This is a genomic window from Burkholderia sp. RF7-non_BP4 (genome assembly GCF_001521935.1).
GTDB classification, from domain to species: domain Bacteria; phylum Pseudomonadota; class Gammaproteobacteria; order Burkholderiales; family Burkholderiaceae; genus Burkholderia; species Burkholderia diffusa.
In genome coordinates, this window is record NZ_LOTA01000010.1 from 360200 (window position 1) to 373489 (window position 13290).

General features: G+C 67.5%; 11 protein-coding genes. 2 read left to right on the forward strand and 9 right to left on the reverse strand.

Annotation, left to right across the window (positions count from 1 at the left end; all coding sequences use genetic code 11):
* The first annotated feature begins 62 nt into the window (after positions 1-62).
* The gene (locus WS49_RS05395; protein WP_059525154.1) at positions 63-1352 is read left to right on the forward strand and encodes a right-handed parallel beta-helix repeat-containing protein; all 1290 of its coding nucleotides are present in this window, start codon (positions 63-65) and stop codon (positions 1350-1352) included.
* 114 nt (positions 1353-1466) lie between these two features.
* Here WS49_RS05395 and WS49_RS05400 read toward each other — a convergent pair whose 3' ends face one another.
* From WS49_RS05400 to WS49_RS05410, 3 genes are all read right to left on the reverse strand, one after another.
* A complete protein-coding gene (locus tag WS49_RS05400) occupies positions 1467-3041 on the reverse strand; it encodes a mannose-1-phosphate guanylyltransferase/mannose-6-phosphate isomerase (protein WP_059525156.1) in 1575 nt (524 codons plus the stop codon).
* Positions 3038-3622: a drug:proton antiporter gene (locus WS49_RS05405; protein WP_059525690.1), complete on the reverse strand. Its 585-nt coding sequence runs from the start codon at positions 3620-3622 to the stop codon at positions 3038-3040. The genes WS49_RS05400 and WS49_RS05405 overlap by 4 nt, the downstream gene beginning before the upstream one ends.
* 129 nt (positions 3623-3751) lie before the next feature.
* Positions 3752-4048, reverse strand: coding sequence for a hypothetical protein (locus WS49_RS05410; RefSeq protein ID WP_059525158.1), 297 nt, complete (start codon positions 4046-4048; stop codon positions 3752-3754).
* Positions 4049-4920: 872 nt separating this feature from the next.
* On the opposite strand from WS49_RS05410, the gene WS49_RS05415 reads away from it, so the two are divergent.
* Positions 4921-6312: a sigma-54 dependent transcriptional regulator gene (locus WS49_RS05415; protein ID WP_059525160.1), complete on the forward strand. Its 1392-nt coding sequence runs from the start codon at positions 4921-4923 to the stop codon at positions 6310-6312.
* A 45-nt stretch (positions 6313-6357) separates the two neighbouring features.
* Here the strand turns inward: WS49_RS05415 and WS49_RS05420 are convergent, their stop codons facing one another.
* The 6 genes from WS49_RS05420 to WS49_RS05445 form a co-directional block, all read right to left on the reverse strand.
* On the reverse strand, positions 6358-8799 hold the full coding sequence (locus WS49_RS05420; RefSeq protein ID WP_257127648.1) for a glycoside hydrolase family 2 protein: 2442 nt from the start codon (positions 8797-8799) through the stop codon (positions 6358-6360).
* A 29-nt stretch (positions 8800-8828) separates the two neighbouring features.
* Positions 8829-9884: a DUF1839 family protein gene (locus tag WS49_RS05425; RefSeq protein WP_059525163.1), complete on the reverse strand. Its 1056-nt coding sequence runs from the start codon at positions 9882-9884 to the stop codon at positions 8829-8831.
* On the reverse strand, positions 9881-10852 hold the full coding sequence (locus WS49_RS05430) for an amino acid--[acyl-carrier-protein] ligase (protein WP_059525165.1): 972 nt from the start codon (positions 10850-10852) through the stop codon (positions 9881-9883). Before WS49_RS05430 ends, WS49_RS05425 begins: the two co-directional genes overlap by 4 nt.
* Positions 10849-12045 carry an acyl-CoA dehydrogenase family protein gene (locus WS49_RS05435; RefSeq protein ID WP_059525166.1) on the reverse strand — a complete coding sequence of 399 codons (1197 nt, stop codon included), beginning with the start codon at positions 12043-12045 and terminating at the stop codon, positions 10849-10851. The genes WS49_RS05430 and WS49_RS05435 overlap by 4 nt, the downstream gene beginning before the upstream one ends.
* Entirely contained in the window at positions 12042-12293 is a 252-nt protein-coding gene (locus WS49_RS05440; RefSeq protein WP_047903457.1) for an acyl carrier protein, read from the reverse strand. The genes WS49_RS05435 and WS49_RS05440 overlap by 4 nt, the downstream gene beginning before the upstream one ends.
* A gap of 168 nt (positions 12294-12461) precedes the next feature.
* Positions 12462-13244 carry a Crp/Fnr family transcriptional regulator gene (locus WS49_RS05445; protein WP_179949131.1) on the reverse strand — a complete coding sequence of 261 codons (783 nt, stop codon included), beginning with the start codon at positions 13242-13244 and terminating at the stop codon, positions 12462-12464.
* Positions 13245-13290 lie beyond the last annotated feature (46 nt).

Below are 13290 nucleotides of genomic sequence, written 5' to 3' on the forward strand. Positions count from 1 at the left end.
GGATCTCGCGTTCGAATCCTCCGGCCGACGCGCATGAAGTCATTCGAGGGAGTCGATTCGATATGTATAGATCACCAAGCCCGTTTCTCGCATGCGCGGCGATCGCCGGCATGTGCATGGCAGGCGGGCTGGCGTGGCCGGGCAGTGCCGTGGCGGCATCCGGCACGCCCGCACCCGGTGCGCTTCATGCGAGCGTACCGGATGCATACGTGCGTCCCGCCGCGGACGCTGCAGATCAGGCCGAAATGCTGCAACGTGCGCTGGACGCATTGCAGCCGGGCCAGCGATTGATATTCGCGCCGGGGCGGTACGTGATCGGCCGTTCGCTGGTCGTGCAGCAGCCGAATGTGGTGTTGTCGGGCTACGGTGCGACGCTGATCGCGACAACCCCCGACGACCAGACGATCGAGATGCGCGGCGACGGTACGACACTCGTCGGCTTCCGGCTCGCGGGAACCGGCACGACCCGGCTCACGACGCCTGCATCGACGAAGGTCGAGGTCACGGGGCGCGGCGTGCAGGTGCTCGACAACGTGATCGACGGCGGCGCCGGCGCCGGCATTTTCGTGTTCGGCGGCGCGGACGTCGCGATCGTCGGCAACGAGGTGCTGTCGACGCTGGCGGACGGCATTCACATGACGCACGGTTCGCACAACATACTCGTGCAAGGCAACGTCGTGCGCGGCACCGGCGACGACATGATCGCCGTGGTGAGTTACCAGGCGGAAGGCGTGCTGACGCGCAACGTGCTGATTACCGGCAACTCGCTGGAGGGCAATCCGTGGGGCCGGGGCATCACGGTGGTCGGCGGCGCGAACGTCACCATCTCGAACAACATCGTGCGCAACGTGCAGGTGAGCTCGGGGATTCTCGTCGCGCAGGAAGACAGCAACCGCACCGCCGGCTCGTCCGACATCCGCATCGAGAGCAACTCGATCGCGGATATCCAGACCGCGAAGGGCCGGCCCGATCCTCGCCCGATCACACAGCAGGCGGCGATCGAGATCAGCACGTGGTCGGGTTCGGTGTCGCGCGTGACCGTGATCGGCAACCGCGTATCGCATGCGCGATTCGACGGCATTCGTCTATGGGGAAACGTGTCGGGCGTGCGTCTTGCGGACAACGAATTATCGGAGATCGGCGGAATGCCGGTCCGGATCGACCCGGCGCACGATTGCGCGACCGGCCGGCCGGTGACGGCATCGGGAGGGCGGGCGAAGGGCACGCAGTGTGCGGCCGGGCATCAATCGCCGTTGGCGGCGGGTGACGCGGTCGGCGCGGATACGTCGTTGTTGCCGCGCGTGCGCGAGTCCGTCAGGCAGGCGCGCTGGTCGCAAGGCGGAATCGACTGATGGTGCGACGCGTGGGCCGCCGGTCCGAGGCGACATACGGTGAACGGACCCTCGCTGCTTGTTCGCGCGGCGGCGCCCGTCATCGTCACGCGCGCCGCCGCGATTCGCATGCGCCTACCGGATGACGTCGCGTTCCGCGGCTTCCTCGTCCGGTTCGCGCGAGGCAAGCGACGGTCGCTGCCGCGCAGCCTCGACGACCGGCCGTCCATATTGATCGTCGAACCGCACGATATCGTCTTCGCCGAGATAGTCGCCCGACTGCACCTCGATGATCTCGAGCGGAATCCGGCCGGGATTCTCGAGACGGTGAACCTCGCCGACGGCGATGTAGGTCGATTCGTTCTCGCTGAGCAGAAAGGTTTCGTCGCCGCGCGTGACCTTCGCGGTGCCGCGCACGACGATCCAGTGCTCGGCACGGTGATAGTGCATCTGCAGCGACAGCCGCTTGCCGGGCTCGACGACGATCCGCTTCACCTGGAACCGCTCGCCGAGATCGATCGAATCGTAGTGTCCCCACGGCCGCTGCACCTTGCGGTGTTCGCTTGCCTGCGGGCGCTGCTCGGTCTTCAGGCGCGCGACGATGTTCTTCACGCGCTGGACGTCGTGCTTGTTCGCGACCAGCACCGCATCGGGTGTCTCGATCACGACGACGTCCTTCATCCCGACGCACGCGATCAGCCGGCCTTCCGAGCGCACGAGACTGTCCTGCGTGTCCTCGAACACGATCGGGCCACGCGCGACGTTGCCGTGATCGTCCTTCGGCATGATTTCCCAGATCGCATCCCAGGTGCCGACGTCCGACCAGCCTGCGGAAAGCGGGACCACGATGCCGTCGATGCCAAGTTCGGGGTTCTCCGCGAGACGTTCCATGACCGCGTAGTCGATCGAGTCGGACGGACACGCGTCGAAAGCCGCCGCGTCGATGCGGAAGAACGGATCCTCGGCGGTGCCCGCGCGCCATGCGGCGTCGCAGACCGCATGGATGTCGGGTGCGAGCGTGCCGATGGCCTTCAGCCAGATCGATGCGCGCGTGATGAAAATCCCGCTGTTCCACCAATAATCGCCCGAATGCAGGTAGCGTTCGGCGAGTGCGGCGTTCGGCTTCTCGACGAACCGCCCGATTGCATAGCCGCCTTGTCCGCCGAGGCGACCGGCACGCGGTTCGCCGACCTGGATGTAACCGTAGCCGATTTCCGCGCGGCGCGGCAGCACGCCGAGGGTGACGATCGCGCTTTCCTGCGCGTAGCGCGCCGCGCGTCCGATCGCGTCCTGGAATGCGGCGACGTCGCCGATCACGTGATCGGCCGGCATGACGACGAGGATGGGATCGTCCGCAAGCGCACTGGCGTCGAGCGCCGCGAGCGTCAGCGCAGGTGCCGTATTGCGCGCGGCCGGTTCGAGCAGGATACGGGGAGGCGCCGCGCGCCCGACCACCTGAGCGGCGCTCATGATGCGATGCTGTTCGCCGCACACGAGCAGCAGCGTGTCGCCGAGTGCCGCGTTCGCGATGCCGTTCAGGCGGCGCGCGGTCGACGACAGCGGCGATTCGTTCGAGGTCAGCTCGATCAACTGCTTCGGATACTGCTCTCGCGACAACGGCCAGAGGCGCGTGCCCGAACCGCCGGCGAGAATGACGGGCAGGATGCAGGGCAGCTCCGGGTCGGGAACCGGGCGAAGGGTGGCGCTCATCGATTGGCTCCGGTATCGGCGGACAGCCGGTTGTGCGCGCGGCCGTCGACGCGCGCGTCCTCGTTTCGCGATCGCGGCGCGGAGATGGCCCGCGACAGGAGCTGACGCAGCGCGCCGGCGGCGCGGTCTGCCGGCCGGACGAGACCGACGAACGGCGCGCCCTGTTCGAGATAGGGGCCGTAGGCCTTGCGGAATCCGAAACGCTTGTAGAAGGACTGGCGTTGTGCGGGCACGTGCGTGCGCACAGCCACGTCGGGCCATGCGGCTTGCGCGGCCGTGAGCGCGCGCTGCATCAGCTGTTCGAGGGTGCGGTCGTCGCGACATGCCTCGCTTGTCAGCACCTTGTCGATCACGACGTCCGGATCGGCGTCGTCGCCGGGGAGGACGCGCGCATAGGCGACGACTTCCGTCGTGTCGCCCTTGTGCATGCACGCGAACACGTGCAGTGCGTGCGCATCCTTGCCGTCGATGTCGAGATGCGTGTGCGCGTCCTCGACCACCAGCACCGCGTTTCGCGAGCGCAGGATTGCGTAGAGATCGATCGGGCTCAGATGTTCGAATTCACAACAATGCCATTCCATGATGCGGTCCTCGTGTGAAGCCTTCAGCACGCCGTGCCGCATGAACGCGTTCGTTCCGTGCGGCCCGACGATATCCATGATGCGGATGAGGCGCGCGGCGGTCTGTTCGAAAGCGTACTCACGCTCCCGTTATTCCTGTTTCGCGCGGCCGATGCCGGCTGCGCGACACGGGCCGCGTGCCGCGAACGGGGCAATGTGCGGTAGCACACGGTGGCCGTATGGCGGCTTTCCCATAATTGAATCGTCGCGACGCACCGCTGCGAAATCCGCAGCGATGTCGTCCGCATCGAAGCGATTGAAGAACCGGGGCCGTACTTGAAGATTGCGATCGTTCACGGCAGGCAGGTCGCGCCTCGCGATCGGCTGTCGCTCGCAAGCCAACGTCCATCGCATCGCCGGTTTCCGCGCGGTGCGCACATCCTTCATCGGGCCGCGATCATTTCGCCGCGCCGGTCAACACGCGCATACTTGCCATGTAGTGCTGCGCGACTCTTTTCGGGCTGCATGCGGGCTTGCACCAGCGCGGTGCCTGTCGCATCGGCACGTCGGCAGCGACAGGGGGCGCGACAGGCATGGAGGTCATGCTGCATCGCGGCAGGAGACGGATGGTCCGGCCGGCCGCTTCGTTACGATGTTGTAACGAACAGCCCGGTTTCCCCGCGTTCGATGCGTCATGCTGCGTCGCGCGCGACGCACGATTACCGACGTGTGGAACATGCTGTGCGGACTTTTTGTGCGATTCAGGCGAGAATCGCGGGCAATGGGAGGGGCCGATCTTGCAGAAAAGTGGGATTTGCCACTGATTGACGGGAATGGTCGTAGATAATCAAATCTGAGTCGCTAAACGCGCGCCGCGCAGGCGGAGCGGCACCGTAATCGGCTGAATCGATGTTTAGCTTTTGGTAACAAGGGCATCTCGATACGGGGTGTAAATTCAGGAGCGGATGAAATGAGGTCACCATTCCGAAAGCGGGTTGGCGACCATCCGGTTCAGCATCGGGCGCGACTGTCGTGTACGACGCGACGCAAATGCGGACGGAATTCCCGTTTGCCGACGTGCTCCGCCTGACGGCGCGTCGCATGAAAGCCGGAACGCCGCGGCTCCCGCGGCCGTGCGTTCCCTTCGAGTTCGATGACAACGAGGCCGGATGACATCCGGCTCGACCTCCGGGGGCTCTCGCCGTGTGCAGTTTCGATCTTCGCCAAAGCTGCGGAAACGCAGCGCGGACAGGCGGCCATGCGCCGCCGTCCGCAGCGCACGCGAACGGTTCGCGGAGTGGAGAAAGTGATGGTTCGTTATGAATATGCCAATAACGCGCGATAAGAGCGCCGGCGGGGGGAGGACTACCGGGCAGCGTCCTCTGATTTACTGGACCCGGTCGCCGTCCGTCATGCTGCGCAAGGAACTTGCCCGGCGTGACTGGAAAGTGACGGTCGTTGCGCACGCAAACGAATTGCGCGACACCTCCGGCGAAATCACCTGCGGCATCCTCGACCTGAGCGGCGGCCACGCCGACGCGATCGGCAGCATCGCGTCGACCTGCGCGTCGATGCGCGATGTCGTATGGGTCGCGCTCGTCGAAACCGGTCAGACGGCGTCGCCGAACGTGCGCGCACTGTTGCGCGACTATTGCTTCGACTACATCACGTTGCCCGCGTCGCACCAACGAATCGCCGATACGGTCGGCCATGCGTACGGAATGGAATGCCTGTTCGCGCGCGATCGCGAAGCGCTCGAATCGCGGGAGCACGGCATCGTCGGCACCTGCAGCGCGATGCTGCGGCTGTTCGATACGGTGCGGCGCTTCGCGCGCACCGACGCACCGGTGTTCGTCTTCGGCGAGACAGGAACCGGCAAGGAACTGACGGCCGTCGCGATCCATCGTCATTCGGAACGGCGCAACGGCCCGTTCGTCGCGGTCAATTGCGGTGCGATCCCGCCCCACCTGTTGCAATCGGAACTGTTCGGCTACGAGCGCGGCGCGTTTACCGGCGCGAACGCACGCAAGATCGGCTACGTCGAGGCCGCGAACGGCGGCACGCTGCTGCTCGACGAAATTGGCGACCTGCCGCACGAGAGCCAGGCGAGCCTGCTGCGCTTCCTGCAGGAGCGTGCGATTCATCGCCTCGGCGGCAGCGATCCGGTGCCGGTCGACGTGCGGATCGTCTCCGCGACGCACGTCGACCTGCGCGAAGCGATGGAAGAAGGGCGTTTCCGCGCGGACTTGTTCCACCGTCTTTGCGTGATGCGCATCGATCAGCCGCCGCTGCGTGCGCGCGGCAAGGACATCGAGCTGCTCGCGCATCACATGCTGGAACGCTTTCGTGGCGACGCGCGCCATCGCGTGCGCGGCTTCTCGACGGATGCGATCACGGCGCTCTACAAGCACGACTGGCCGGGCAATGTCCGCGAGCTGATCAACCGCGTGCGGCGCGCGGTCGTGATGACGGAAGGGCGCCTGATCACCGCGCAGGACCTCGAGCTCGAATACTGTCTCGACGCGGCGTCGCCGTCCGTTGCCGATATCCGCAAGTCGATCGAACGCGAAGCGATCGAAACCGCGCTGCTGCGCACGCGCGGGCGCGTCGCCGCTTCCGCGCGCGAGCTCGGCGTGTCGCGTGCCACGCTCTATCGCTGGATGGAAGCGTACGGAATCGAGCGGCCGCGCGGCACGGGCTCGTCGGACTGACGTGCGCGGCGCGGCCGTGCGACCGTGTGAGCGGTCCCGCCCGCGTCAGCGGGCCAACGCGGCGCGCACGGTTCGCGCGGCGTTGACCGCCCGGATCTCGACGGTCGGTGGCGCGCCGGCGGCCGCATGGTCGCCGGTGCTATCCAGCGGCCTGAGCGCGACGCGTGCCGGCGTGCCGGGCGCGAGATCGAACCAGTCGTCGCGCGGCACGAAGCCCGGTGCGTCGATCTGCACATGACGCGCGACGTGGCGCGTATCGATGTCGACGTGCCAAGTGTCGCCGGTGCGCGACACGCATGCCTCGATGCCGGGTTCGCGGCGGGCGAACACGGTCGGATGCGTGCGGGACGGAAAGTAGAAAGCCTGCGACAGCAGCGTGCCGTCCTCGGCGCGCAGCGTCGCGACGACGGTGTCGTGCTCGCACGGGCCGAAGCGATACGCATAGGTCCAGTCGAAAAAGCGGCCGAGCAATTCGGCCGACTCGAGCCGCACCGCGTCGTGCGCGGCGATCCGGAGGGCCCCGCCGGCCCGAGCGACGGGCGTACGGCCGTCGCGCAGCGCGACCAGCTCGACCGCTGCCGACAGCGGCGCCGGCCGCTCGTTGATCACATGCACGTCGAGCCCGTTCAACCCTTCGTCGACGAGCAGGACCTGCACCGGTTGAAGTACCTGGCGTAGCGCATACCATGCGGATTTCGGCCGATGCGTCGCATCGAGCAAGCCCCATCCGGCGCCCGCCATCACGTCCTGGAACTGCCAGACGAGCGCACCCGCGCAGCGTGAGCCGGTGCGCCGCCATTCCGAGAACGTGTCGCGCATCAGGTCCGCGATCACCGCGCGCGACAGCTCGAAGTAACGCGCCGGATCCTCGCGCCGCAGGCGGTCGGGTGCCACGTCGTACAACGTCTGCAGATAGTGATCGCGAATATCGTCGAAATCCCACGACGTGCCGGGATCGCGCGGCACGGCCGCTTTCCAGCGCGGCTCATGGACGCCCGGCCAGCCGAGGCTTGCGAGCATCGCATCGCACGGCACGTTCGCGAACGCGAGGCATTCGCTTGCGAAGCGCACGTCGGCGCGACGCGCGTCGTCGAGCGGGCGAAGGTACGCGCCGACGCCGTAGTAGTGCGACACGCGTTCGCGCGGCATGAACGGCAGCACGCCGCCGTCGGGCGAGTCGGGGACGTAAAGCGTGTCGGGCCGTCGCGCCGCCGCATGGCCGGCGAGGCGCTCGGCGGTCAGTTCGAGGAAGCGCTGCTTCGGCCCGAGCCCCGACATCGCGGCCTGCTGCGCGATCTCGCTGCCGCCGCACAGAACCGCGAGCGATGGCGATGCGCGGTGGCGCGTGAGGAACTGTTCGGCTTCGCGATCGACGGCGTCCGCGAACGCGCGATCGTCGAGCGCGTAATCGAAATTCGCGAACATGAAGTCCTGCCAGACCAGCAGTCCGAGCCGGTCGCACCACGCGTGGAATGCGTCGGCCTCGTACGCCATCGTGCCGCCGACGCGAATCATGTTGAAGCCGGCGTCGCGCGCGAGTCCGAGCAGCCGGCCATAGGTTGCGTCGTCGGCGTGCAGCGCGAGCGGTGCGGCGCTGCTCCAGCAGGCGCCGCGCGCGAACACGCGCACGCCGTTCACGCGCAGGCCGAAGCCCTTGCCGTCGTCGCCCGCGTCCTGCTCGATCGTGCGAAAACCCGTCGCGCCGAGCGGTCGTCGATCGGCGCCGATGTGCAATGCGACTTCATAGAGCACCGGTTCGCCGTGCGTGTGCGGCCACCAGCGGCGCACGTTCGGCACCGCGACGGTCGCGTGCAGCCGGTCGGCGCCGCTGCGCTCGAGCGTCGCGTGGTGCTCGCCGCACGACAGCCGGGCCGTGAACGCATCGGGCAGCGGCCCGGCAAACGCGAGTTCCGCGTCGAGCCAGCCGGTGTCGCCATCGATGCGCGCATGCAGGTCGCAATGAACGAGAACGGGACCAGCGGCCGGATCGAGCACGTCGACGGGCCGCCACGGTCCGGTCGGCACGCAGCGCGGAAACCAGCCGGGCATGTGCCCGAGCAGCGACGTGCGAACGGTGCGCAGCGTCGCCGGTTCGGCCAGTCGCGTGCGCCAGCGTGCACGGCGCGGTGCGCGCACGTCGCGCAGGTGCGGCGCGAGGGCGCGGAAGCAGACGGTCAGGCGATGTGTGCCATCGAGCGACACGGGCACGTCGTGCGCGACGAACATGCTGTCGGAGCGCAGGATCGGCGTGTCGTCGAGCCACGCTTCGGCGAGTGTCGCGAGGCCGTGAAAGCGCAGCACGCGCGGTCCGTGCCCGTGCAGTTCGACGCGATACCAGTGGTCGCGTTCGTCGAGCGACGCCGTATCGTCGGGGCGTCCGGCCAGCGCGAGCGCTTGCGCGACCGTGCCGGGGACGGGGGCGGCGATCCAGCCGTCGGCGGGAAGATCGAGCGGCCCGCGCGTGGCGCCCGCTGCCGTGGCGAGCATCGACCAAGCGAGCGCGGCGGGCGCGCGTCTCACCGCATCGACGGCACGGAGGCCGCGTCGACGCGAAGGGGCACCGCGCGCTGAAGCGGCGGGGTGATCTGCCGCGCGCAGTCGATCAGGTCGGCGTAGGCCGCTTCGATCGCTTCGAGCGTCGCGTCGCCGCGCTCTTCCTTGCCGCGCGCGCAGGCCCGCGCCAGGCGGAACTCCAGCACCATCGCCTCGGACGCGATGCGGTCGCAGGCGGTGCGAATCTCGGCGAACGGTCCGACGCAGCCGCTTGCCTGCAGCCAGCGCGCGTAATGGCCGAACAGTTCGAAGTTCGCACCGAGTTGCCGCACCGAATTGAACGAGTACGCATGGAACCGTTCGAGCGGCGAATCGGCGAGCGATTTCGCATCGATCTGCAACTGGCGCCGGAACGCCGCGACCGGATTGACGACCGGCAGGCGGCGCAGATGGCGCTGCAGCGCCGCGAGCGAGGCTTCGCACAGCGCGCGCTCGTCGAGCGGCGCGAAACGCCGCTTCGCGCACTCGACGTACGGCGGCAGCGACATCGGCGAACCGCCGCCGACGAGGCCGTCGTAGTCCACATCCTCGGCCACGTAATAGCCGCTGTTGTGGAAGTAGCCGATCTGGCGGTGCGTGCGATCGATCGAGTCGATGCCGATCGTCGTCTTCGTATGCTGCGCGCGGTAGCTGCTGCCGCGCGTGTCCGGCAGGAACCACGCGTCGACCTCGACGATCATCAGGTGACCGCGCGCGACCTGCGTCTCGACGTGCTGGTCGAGCGGCTCGTAGATCGAGTGCTCCTGCACGACGATTCCGTAAAGCCGCTCCAGTTCGTCGTGCGGAAACTTGAAGAACGTGAACTGGTCGCCCTCGAAATCGAGCGCGATCGTAAACGGCAGTGCCGCGTACGGATTGAGGCCCCACCAGCGGAGCACCTCGAGCCACATGTCGACGTAGCAGTTGGTCTGCTTCCAGACCATCTCCTGACTGTGCAGCGGGTGCGGCCGGTAGTGGCGTGCGCGGTGGCGCACGTCCTCGAACGACGCGTCCTCGCCGTCGCGGGACACGAATTTCATCGCGTACCCCACAGCACGTCGCGAACGTCGGCCGGCCATGCGTCGATGTCGAAACCGTGATGACGGAACAGCGCGAGCGTCAGCCGCTCGAGGCCGAAGCCGACACAGCCCGTGTGCGCGACGTCGCCCGTCGCGGTGCGGATGTCCCATAGCAATCCGAAGTGATCCATGTGGTAGTTGAAGCTCAGGCACGCGGTCTGGCGATCGTCGTGCTCGATGGGGATCAGAAGCTCGAACTTCAGGTTCTGCTCGCGCTGGCTGTTCGCGACGATCTTGCCGCCGCGCCCGAAGAACGGATCGTTCGCGAGATCGATCGCGTTCGGCAGGCGCAGCGCCTCGATCATCCGCGTGCCGCGCTCCATCCACGTCGCGCGGAACGCGACGATCTGCTCGGGCGTGCCGATCCGCACGTATTCACGCATCCGGAACAGCTGCATGCGGGTCGGGTCGAGCGACGGCTCGTGGCGGAAGCAATACGAGAACACGTCGACGATGCGGCCGTCGTCGGGCAGCGCACCCGCGCGCGCGACGACCGGATAGACCGGGTAGCAGGCGGCCGGCGTCAGCACGACGTAAGTCGGCTTCTGGCTTTCGGTCCAGTCCTCGCCGCGGTCGAGGCACTGCAGCACGCGCTGGTGGCGCTGCTCGTCGCCGCAGAACGCATGCACGCTGCCCGCGAGCTGCGGGAAGCTCTTCATGTATTCGCTGCGCTCGAACTCGGTGCGGCTCATCGCCGGCGGGAAGCGCAGCACTTCGGCCTGCTGGTCGGCGCCGAGGCGCGTGACGAAGGCGTCGAGCGCTTCGACGACGCGCTCGAACCGTTCGCTGCGACCGAACAGGCCCTGGATGCCGGTCGACACGAGCAGGCCCGCATCGATCAGCGCGTCGCGCAGCGGATTGACGCCCGCGCGGTCGAGCGGTGCGTCGGACGGGGTGGCGGCAGAGGGCACGGACAGGCGGTCGTTCACGAATGTTTCTCCAGCGTCGCGGGACGCAATGCGAGCAGCAGGCTCGCGGTATTGGCGGCAATGCGGTCGTTGCTGATCATCAGCGGCGCCGCGTGCAGGTCGCGCAGGTGGCGGCCGATGCTGAACGGCGTGCCGTGCTTGTAGCCGGCCATCCCGCAGATCATCATCGCCTGCTGTGCGACTTCGAGCGCGGTCGACGACACATAGGTTTTCAGCGTGTTGATCTCGGCGGCCCAGGCCATGCCGGCCGACCACGAGCGGGGCGACGCGCTGGCATAGAGGCGCAGTACGTTGTCGACGCGGGCCTGCATCGCCTGCATCAGCGCAAGCGATTCGGCGATGCGCCGCGACGCGGGTGACGGCGCGCCGTCGGTCTGGCGTGCCTGCGCGCGGAAGAACTGATGCGCGCGATGGAACGCATCGCCGGCCACGCCGATCCACACCGCCGCCCACAGGATGTGCGAAACCGGCACCATCGTCTGCTCGGCGATCTGCGCGAACGGCACGGGCAGGCATTGTTCGGTCGCGCCCTGTGCGTCGAGCACGAAGCCGTTGCTGCACGTTCCGCGCATGCCGAGCGTGTCCCATTCGCCGCGGCGCGTGAGCGTGTAGCCGTCGCGCAGCAGCGTGACGAGCACCTGCTCGGACGCTGGCGCGTCTGCGTCGCGCCGCGCGGTCGCGAGGATGCCGTCGGCATAGTCGCCGTACGAGATCGTCGGTGCGGATTTGTGCAGCCGGAATGCGCCGCCGTTGGCTTCGAGCGCGCACTGGCTTGCGCGCAGGTTGCCGCCGACGCCGTCTTCGGATGTCGCCGACGCGAGCAGCCACTGATGGCGCACGAGCTGCTGCAGGAACAGCTTGTGCCAGCCCTGGTCGGCAGCGTGATTGACGATGCACGCGACCTGGATCTGGTGCATCGCGAACACCATCGCCGACGATGCGCACGCTTGCCCGAGGATCGAGCATGCCGATGCGATGTCGGCCAGCGACGCGCCGGCACCGCCGAGCCGGGTCGGGACCATTGCGCTCAGCAGGCGGCGCGCGCGCATGGCCTCGATCGCTTCGACGGGGCAGCGCGCGTCGCGATCGACCGCATCCGCATGCTGGGCGGCGATATGCGCGACGGCATGCGCGGCCTCGTCGAGCCGGTGTGCTTCGTCGTCGGCCGCGAGTTCGGGAAGCAGCGCGCTCATGCGGAATGCTCGGAGCGTTGCAGGGTCGCGATCGTATCCGCAAGCGCGTCGATGCTGCGGAACAGATTGCGGTTCAGCATCTCGTCGGGAATCTCGATGTTGAACTGCTTCTCGATCGCGAGCATCAACTGGATCGTGTCGAGCGAGGAGAGGCCCGCTTCGTAGAGGTCGTCCCCGTCACCGATCGAATCGATCGCGGCTTCGAGGTGGGCGACGTGCTTGAGGATGGTTCTGATTTCGTTTTTCACGTGCTGCTCCGGCGTGTGTGGTGTCGTCCGCACGGGCGGACGCGCGCAGCGCGCTGACATCCCCCCGGCAGTCCGGCATCAGTAGACCATTCGCAAGCACGGTGTTCTGTTCGCCACCCTACAATCGGCTGACTCGGATCGCACGCGTGCGCCGAAACGCCGTGCGCATCACGCGCGTGCCGCAGCGGCCACGCTCGAGTCGGCCGACAGGATGCGCTTCATCTCGTCGCGCACGATCGCGCGGCAGCCGCACGACATTTTCTCGAGGCCCGCAAGGTCGGCAAGCTCGATCGAGCTCCGGTACTGGCGGATCAGGCCGAGTTTCTGGATCTCGCCGGCTGCGTCCGTGACCGTCTCGCGCCGCACACCGAGCATCTGCGCGAGCATGCTGTGAGTCACCTGGATCTCGATGCTGCGCGACCGGTCGTAGGCAAGCAGGAACCATCTGCATAACTGATGTTTGAGCACATGATGGCGGCTGCAGAACGTGATCTGCGATACCTGGGCCATCAGCAGCCGCACGCAGACGAACACCAGATGGCGAATCACCGGCGACGCATCGAACGCGGCGGCGAAGATGCGTCGGTCCAGCCGATAGACGAAGCCGTCGCGGCATGCGACGGCACGGCAGGGCATCCGGCCGCTGCCGCCGATCACGTCGTCGCACACGACGCTCTCGCTGCCGATCTCGGCCACTTCCAGCGTCATGCCGCCGGACGATACGTACTGCAGCGAAATCGCCGTCGTGACGGGCAGGTAAACCGCGGTGAGCATTTCGCCGGGTTCGCACAGCACCTGGCCCGATTTCAGGTGAACGAGCTGAAGATTGGCAATCAGCGTGGCGCGTTCCTCGCGGTCGAGGGCCGCGAGGAACCGGTTGGCGTCGAAGCTGTGGGAGAGCTCGATCATGCCGCTCGCGTGGGCGACGGCGTCATTGGCCTGGTGGGTCACGGCGCATCCTCGTAGGGGGCGGTCGCACGTCGCGCGGCGGCATCCA

Coding starts and splice junctions, on each gene's coding strand:
- WS49_RS05395 (WP_059525154.1), top strand. CDS start 63: ATGTATAGATCACCAAGCCCGTTTCTCGCATGCGCGGCGATCGCCGGC.
- WS49_RS05400 (WP_059525156.1), bottom strand. CDS start 3,041: ATGAGCGCCACCCTTCGCCCGGTTCCCGACCCGGAGCTGCCCTGCATC.
- WS49_RS05405 (WP_059525690.1), bottom strand. CDS start 3,622: ATGGAATGGCATTGTTGTGAATTCGAACATCTGAGCCCGATCGATCTC.
- WS49_RS05410 (WP_059525158.1), bottom strand. CDS start 4,048: ATGAAGGATGTGCGCACCGCGCGGAAACCGGCGATGCGATGGACGTTG.
- WS49_RS05415 (WP_059525160.1), top strand. CDS start 4,921: ATGAATATGCCAATAACGCGCGATAAGAGCGCCGGCGGGGGGAGGACT.
- WS49_RS05420 (WP_257127648.1), bottom strand. CDS start 8,799: ATGCTCGCCACGGCAGCGGGCGCCACGCGCGGGCCGCTCGATCTTCCC.
- WS49_RS05425 (WP_059525163.1), bottom strand. CDS start 9,884: ATGAAATTCGTGTCCCGCGACGGCGAGGACGCGTCGTTCGAGGACGTG.
- WS49_RS05435 (WP_059525166.1), bottom strand. CDS start 12,045: ATGAGCGCGCTGCTTCCCGAACTCGCGGCCGACGACGAAGCACACCGG.